The sequence below is a fragment of the Streptomyces sp. NPDC029466 genome (assembly GCF_055574515.1).
Map to the genome: position 1 here is coordinate 1 of NZ_JBVHZH010000102.1, position 6,559 is coordinate 6,559.

At 69.2% G+C, this 6,559-nt stretch carries 7 protein-coding genes; 4 read left to right on the forward strand and 3 right to left on the reverse strand.

What is annotated here, in order from left to right:
* Positions 1 to 703: preprotein translocase subunit SecY (gene secY / locus ACZ4XD_RS36920; protein ID WP_468049901.1), on the forward strand; the 703-nt coding region annotated here is incomplete at its 5' end.
* 227 nt (positions 704 to 930) lie between these two features.
* Positions 931 to 1,446 (forward strand): SixA phosphatase family protein, encoded by a 516-nt coding sequence (locus ACZ4XD_RS36925; protein WP_468049903.1) that lies wholly within the window; start codon positions 931 to 933, stop codon positions 1,444 to 1,446.
* Between the two features lie 200 nt (positions 1,447 to 1,646).
* On the opposite strand, the gene ACZ4XD_RS36930 is transcribed toward ACZ4XD_RS36925, so the two are convergent.
* Positions 1,647 to 2,918, reverse strand: coding sequence for an MFS transporter (locus ACZ4XD_RS36930; RefSeq protein WP_468049905.1), 1,272 nt, complete (start codon positions 2,916 to 2,918; stop codon positions 1,647 to 1,649).
* 521 nt (positions 2,919 to 3,439) lie between these two features.
* Between ACZ4XD_RS36930 and ACZ4XD_RS36935 the strand changes: the two genes are divergently transcribed.
* The gene (locus ACZ4XD_RS36935) at positions 3,440 to 4,015 is read left to right on the forward strand and encodes a hypothetical protein (RefSeq protein WP_468049907.1); all 576 of its coding nucleotides are present in this window, start codon (positions 3,440 to 3,442) and stop codon (positions 4,013 to 4,015) included.
* A 501-nt stretch (positions 4,016 to 4,516) separates the two neighbouring features.
* Complete coding sequence (locus tag ACZ4XD_RS36940) at positions 4,517 to 4,678, forward strand: hypothetical protein (protein ID WP_468049909.1); 162 nt, start codon at positions 4,517 to 4,519, stop codon at positions 4,676 to 4,678.
* Between the two features lie 27 nt (positions 4,679 to 4,705).
* Here the strand turns inward: ACZ4XD_RS36940 and ACZ4XD_RS36945 are convergent, their stop codons facing one another.
* Positions 4,706 to 6,379: an MFS transporter gene (locus ACZ4XD_RS36945; RefSeq protein ID WP_468049911.1), complete on the reverse strand. Its 1,674-nt coding sequence runs from the start codon at positions 6,377 to 6,379 to the stop codon at positions 4,706 to 4,708.
* Positions 6,376 to 6,559 (reverse strand): hypothetical protein (locus ACZ4XD_RS36950; RefSeq protein WP_468049912.1); only part of this gene is annotated, 184 nt, incomplete at its 5' end. The genes ACZ4XD_RS36950 and ACZ4XD_RS36945, both read right to left, overlap by 4 nt.

Consider the following 6,559-nt stretch of genomic DNA (forward strand, 5'->3'; position numbering starts at 1 on the left):
CGCGCTGTGGCAGGTCAAGCTCGAGGGCGAGCTCGCCGACGGCTGGATCGAGTTCTTCGCGGTGATCGCGGTGGGCCTGGCGATGGTCGCCCTGGTGGTCTTCGTCGAGCAGGCCCAGCGGCGCATTCCGGTGCAGTACGCGAAGCGGATGATCGGGCGCCGGTCCTACGGCGGTACGTCCACTTACATCCCGCTCAAGGTGAACCAGGCAGGCGTGATTCCCGTCATCTTCGCGTCATCACTGCTCTCCATTCCGGCGCTCATCGCACAGTTCAGCGGGTCGAAGGCGGCATGGGCGACGTGGCTGGCCACCAACTTCGCCAAGGGAGACCGCCCCGTTTACATCGTGGCGTACTTCCTGCTGATCGTGTTCTTCGCCTTCTTCTACGTGGCCATCAGCTTCAACCCCGAAGAGACTGCCGACAACATGAAGAAGCATGGTGGCTTCGTCCCGGGTATCCGGGCTGGTCGCCCGACGGCCGAGTACCTCAGCTACGTACTCAACCGGATCACGTGGCCGGGCTCGCTGTACCTGGGACTGATCGCGCTCGTACCGACAATGGAGTTGGTGCTCTTCAACGCGAACCAGAACTTCCCGTTCGGCGGGACAAGCATCCTCATCATCGTGAGTGTGGGCCTGGAGACCGTGAAGCAGATCGAGAGCCAGCTTCAGCAGCGAAACTACGAAGGGTTCCTCCGCTGATTCTTCTGATTCCTCTGATTCTTCGAGGTGTACTGACTCGATGCGGCCCTTCTTGCTGGTCGTACCGGCCAGCGTCATGAGCACATGACATTACGGCCAGTCAGCCCGCCACGGAAAGTGAGCCAGAACCCGAGAATGGACAGCTTAAGTGGGTGCATACCACGGTTGGCTCAATCCGACGCGGTTCGCCCGAGCTGGAGGCCATCCAGGCACCAGGATGGGGCGCGATGAGTGCTGAGACCCTCCGCCATGTAGTGATCCTCCGCCATGCGAAGAGCGACCGGCCGCCGGTAGACGATCACGAACGTCCGCTTGCAAAGCGCGGTCGAAAGGATGCGCCCGTCGCCGGCCGGTGGCTGGCACGCTCCGGCATCATCCTGGACCTGGTGTTGTGCTCGACGGCTGCGCGCTGCCGCGAAACCTGGGAGCTTGCTGCGCCCGAGCTGCCGGAGAGGCCCAGGACGTCGTACGAGGAACGCCTGTACGACGCGTCTCCGGGTGAGCTGATTGCTGTCCTGAACGAGGTATCCGACGAGGTCCACAACCTGCTGCTCATCGGGCACAACCCCGGGGCACAAGGTCTCGTCGACATCCTCGCGAGCGAGGCAGAAGATGACGCGCTGGCACGATTCCAGCGTGGCTTTCCCACATCCGCGATCGCCGTACTCACCCTCAACGGCTCCTGGCAGGACGTTGAACCGGGTGCCGGGCGGCTAATTGCCTTCTGGACCCCGCATACCTGATTGACCTCCACCCTGCCCAGCGCGCCAAGCCGCTGCCTCATGCCGCGCCGGGTGCCGAAGGCCGTCCAACGGCACCCGGTCCGTCATCCGCTCATTCACCGCTGCTGTCGAAACCCGCGAACATTTCGACGTGGCCGCAACGGCCCGGTGCCGGTAGAGCCCTGGCCGACGGGCCGTATGACGGGAACACCCCTGATCGGTCACCCCACTGCGGGCTCCGTCGCCATCGCACGCACCGGGCGCGTCTCCGGCAGCAGCGCGAAGCAGCCCAGACTGAGCAGGGCGATCCCCGTCAGATACGCGGCCACGCCCCAGGGCACCGGGCCGCCCCGCTGGGCGAGTGCCGTGGCCACGATTGGCGTCAGCGCCCCGCCGAGGACCCCGCCGAGGTTGTAGCCGACCGCGGCCCCCGTGCAGCGCACGCGCGGCTCGTACAGCTCCGGCAGATACGCGGCGATCACAGCAAACATCGTGATGAACGACAGCAGCGCCCCCAGGAAGCCGAGGAACATCAACAGTGGCGCCCCCGTGGCGAGCAGCGCGACCATCGGAAACATCCACAGGGCCGAGGCCGCGCATCCCACCAGGCACAGGGGCCGCCGGCCGAAGCGGTCGCTCAGCAGCGCCGCCAGCGGTGTGCATGCGCCCTTCACCACCACCGCGGACATGATGCAGGTCAGCATGACAGTACGGCTCACGCCCAGTCGTTCCGTCGCGTAGGCGAGAGACCAGGTCGTCACGGCGTAGAAGATCGCGTATCCCACTGTGAGTGCGCCGGCGGTCAGCAGAACGAGCCGCCAGTGGTCGCGCACCACGTTGGCGATCGGCACGCGCGCGTGATCCTCGATTTCACGGAAACGTGGACTCTCGGCGAGCGACGAGCGCAGCCACAGCCCCGCCACGGCCAGCAGCCCGGCCGCCCAGAAGGGCACGCGCCACCCCCAGGACGCGAACTGCGCTTCGGACAGCGTCGCCGACAGCGCCAGCACCACGCCGTTGGCGAGCAGGAACCCCAGCGACGGCCCGACCTGCGGAACGCTTGTCCACAGCGCGCGCCGTTCGGCGGGCGCGTGCTCCGCGGTCAGCAGGATGGCCCCGCCCCACTCCCCGCCGAGCCCGAGCCCCTGCAGAAACCGCAGGACGAGCAGCAGCACGGGAGCGGTTACCCCGATCGTGTCGTACGTCGGCACGCAGCCGACCGCGACCGTGGAAGCACCGGTGAGGAGCAATGACGCGACGAGAACCGGGCGTCTGCCGCGCCGGTCCCCGATGTGTCCGAACAGCACCGAGCCGAGTGGCCGGGCGACGAAGCCCACGCCGAAGGTTCCGAAGGCGGCCAGCGTCCCGGCGACCGAGGAGAAAGTGGGGAAGAACAGCGGGCCCAGGATCAGCGCCGCAGCGGTCCCGTAGACGAAGAAGTCGTAGAACTCGATGGTCGTCCCAGCGAGTGAGGCGGCCGCGAGCCGCAGCATAGAGGGCGCCCTTACGGTGCGTACATCGTGCATGCCACGTCAACTACCCACGGTGACAACGTTTACGCGAGTGCGGGGGCGCGGACGCGTCAGTACGTCACGGCGATGCGTCCAGCGAGACCGTGGACGCGGATCGTGCCCCACAGGGGGACGACAAGCCGGCGGTCGGTGTGCCCGCCGCACAGGTCGTGATTACCCGGCGGATGTTCTGCGCTCGGCCGGCTAAGTGCCCATCACGTGACCCGGACACCCCCTACCCACGCGGCGTGTTGTGAGGTGGGCGCGGCAGAATTCCCCGTGCGCATGTTGTGGTGCCGACGGGCGGTGGGCGCGTCGTTCCCCCTGGAAACGGACAATCGAGGGCCGCGCCGGGGTGCACTGAGACGCTGCCGAGCTCCGCGTGGTCCGGGCATTGGGGGCGTGCTCTCCTTGAGGCCGGGCGGGCCCCGAGGGTTGTCCCCGCGGGGAAACTCCGCCACCGGTAACAGCACCAGAACCGATACGACGAGACGGGACGCTCCATGACCTTCACCTTCACCCGCCACCTTGACGCCAAGCGCTACGAACTGCGTCCCCGAGGTGCCGCTCCCGTCCACGTGCGCAGTGGTGCCCCCGATGATCGCCCCCTTCCCAAGGGGTGCAAGCCGCGCTTCACCCTCGCCGACGACCCTGCCGGCGCCTCGCCGGTCGCCGTGGTCGTCCGGCAGGATGGCGGTCGCCTCGCCGTGCTCACCCCGGACCACGAGCACCTGGCCGAACTGCGCCTGCCGCCGCGCAAGAAGCGGTGGCGGCCCTCCTGCGAGATCCACCTTCCCGATGGGACGGTGCTGCGCGGGCGGGAGGGGACGGTGCCGTCGCTGCTCCTGTGCCTGGGGGTGCTGCCGTTCGTTCTGGTGTATCTGGTTGCCCTGGCGTTCTCCGACTCGCCCGCCGGTGCCACTACCGCCCCGCTGCGGACGGCTTGGAAGCGGCCGGGTGAGCTCTTCGGCCGGGCGGCCCTGACCGAGTCCGCGCGTGGCCGGTTCCGCGTTCAAGGCGGCAGGCTCGACCACCGGGTGGCGTACGCGCAGGCTGTGGCGAAGTACTGGGAGCGGTAGTGCACAGGGCGCGGGCTCATCGCCGACATCACCGAGGAGAACGCGTGAGCCCTGATCAGCCCCGTGGACCTCACGCACGAAACCGACCTGGAGGCCGAGGACCAGTCTTGATGGAAAGCGGCAGCCTGACTGGGCTGTGTGGGGACCGTCGCGGCGCATGCCGGCTCCGGCGCCCGACATCGGGCTCTTCATGGTCGACGACCTGCTTCTGGACCTCAAGAGCACCGTGAGAGCTCAACCGACGTCCGCCCGGTGGGCTTGATGCACGCAGAGGCTGTGGGCCTGCTCGGGATGGAACCGGCCCCCTACCTCATGAGCGGCGTCCGGCGGCGGCGATGGAGGTCGCGCGCCCTCCTTTGGCAGGTGATGGCGTGGTCGTGACGGTCGTGCGGAAATTTGCGCTGCGGAGCCTCCGCCTGCGCGAAGGTCAGGTCGACCGCCGCCGTGTGCGCCCCTTTCACGCCCTCCCGCCCCGGCCTGCGCCCCGCCAAGATGCTGCCCATGCCTGATCCGCACTGCAACAACTGCTGCCCCGTCGAACCGCCCAAGCCTGAGACACCCGTACCGTGGCCGCTCGGGGCGCTGCTGTGGCTCGGCATCATCCTTGGCGTGGGCGGCGGCGCGTACGTGTGCGTGATGTGGCTGATGGTCAGCGCCTTCTGACGCACCGATCCCCCCCGCACCACCGGGCTACAGCGGCTCCGGGGCCGGGGCCGCTGGGGTGTCCGTCGTCGGCGATTCCCCGGTGTGTGGGGTGGCCTTCCAGCCACCCCGCAGGGCCGACACGGCCAGCAGGCACGACAGCAACGCGGCCGTCCCGCAGACCACGTAGCCGAGGGAGTAGCCCTGGCCGAGCGCGTCCCGGGCAAGGGATACCGCCTGGCCTGGTGCAGAGTCCGGCGGAACCGAGTTCACCGCCAGCGGGCCGCCGGCCTGGGCCACTTCTGCAGCAGCGGCCTTCGCTGTCGGGGCGAGCGAGGAGGCCGACAGGTGGGACTGGAACGCCGAGCCGGCGTGGCCGAGGGCGACCGCGCCGATGAGTGCCGGGCCGAGCGTGAAACCGAAGTCCCGGAGCAGGCTGTTCGACGCGCTGGCCATACCGGCGTACCGGATCGGCACCGTGTTCACGGCGACGGCGGTGACCGACGCGATGCTGAACGCGTAGCCGATGCCCGCCAGGCCCAGGGGGGCGAGGTACGCGCCGAGTGAGGTCTCCCGTATGTCCAGGGTCGCCATCCAGAAGTCGCCCGCCGCCATCAGCAGCAGGCCGCCGGAGAGCAGCCAGCGCGGGTTCGCCCGCTCCAGCAGCCGTGAGATGAGGGGAGTGAGCAGCAGCGAGAACCCGCCGAGCAGGACAAAGGCCACCGAGGTCCGCAGGGGGCTCTGATGCTGGATCACCCCGATGCGGATGCTGGTCGCATAGGCGGTGCCGAGGAAGCTGAACATTCCGACGACGGTGATGATCGAGACGATGGTGAAGGCGCGGTTGCGGAACAGGTCGAGGCGCAGCAGCGGCGTGCGGGCCCGGTGCTCCGCGAAGACGAACAGCACGAGGAACACCGCGGCAACGACGAAGGCACCGATCACCAACGGGGAGCCCCAGCCGTCGGTCGGCCCCTGGATCACCGCGTAGAGCAGGGCGAACAGGCCGATGAGGATGGTGATCTGGCCACCCGGGTCCAGCGAGCGGCCCTCCGGCGAGCTGGAGTCCTCGGCGAGCAGCCGGCAGACCAGCGCGGTGATCACGGCCAGGGCGGCGACGATCACAAAGGAGAGCCGCCACGAACCGTAGGTTCCGGAGATGCCGCCGAGAACGGGGGCGACGAAGCCGCCGGTGGAGAGCGAGGCGGTCCAGACCGCGATGCCCCGGGCCCGGTCGCGCGGTGTGTGGGTGCCGGCCGCGACCATGGCGAGCGTGGTGGGGAACAGCGCCGCGGCGCCGAGGCCGCCGAGGAGCTGGCCCGCCCACAACTGGGGGACACCCCCGGCGGTCGCCGCCACCACCTCGCCGACGGCCAGCAGTCCCGCGCCGCCGACCAGCAGCCGCTTGCGGCCGAAGAGGTCGCCCAGTACGCCGAAGGTCAGCTCCAGTACCGTCACGGGCAACAGGAACGCGTCGGAGATCCAGGTGAGTTGGGACCCGACCGGGTGCAGACTCTCCTGGAACAGGCCGTTCAGGGTCGCGGGCATGGCCAGCGCGATCTGGGCGAGACACACCGCCAGGCAGCTGGTGATCAGCGTTCCCGTACGGGCGGAGCCGGTGTGCCGGAGCCGCCGGCGGTGGTCCGCAACGGCCTTGGCCCCCGGGCTGATTCCCGGGCCGGCGCCGGAGCTGGTGCCGGGGCTGGTTCTGGGGTTGGTCATCGTCTCACTCGCTTCCACACGTCGCCGGCCCGGCCGGCCTGCCGTCCTGATCCCGGCGCACGGTCCGCACCGCGCGCAGCGGCCTGGTGGTCCGCGAAGGCTCCGGCCACCCGTCCGGCGAGCTTCGCCGTGCTGATCAGCACGGAGCGGCCGGCCGCCGTGCTCCGTCCCTCGGTCGCC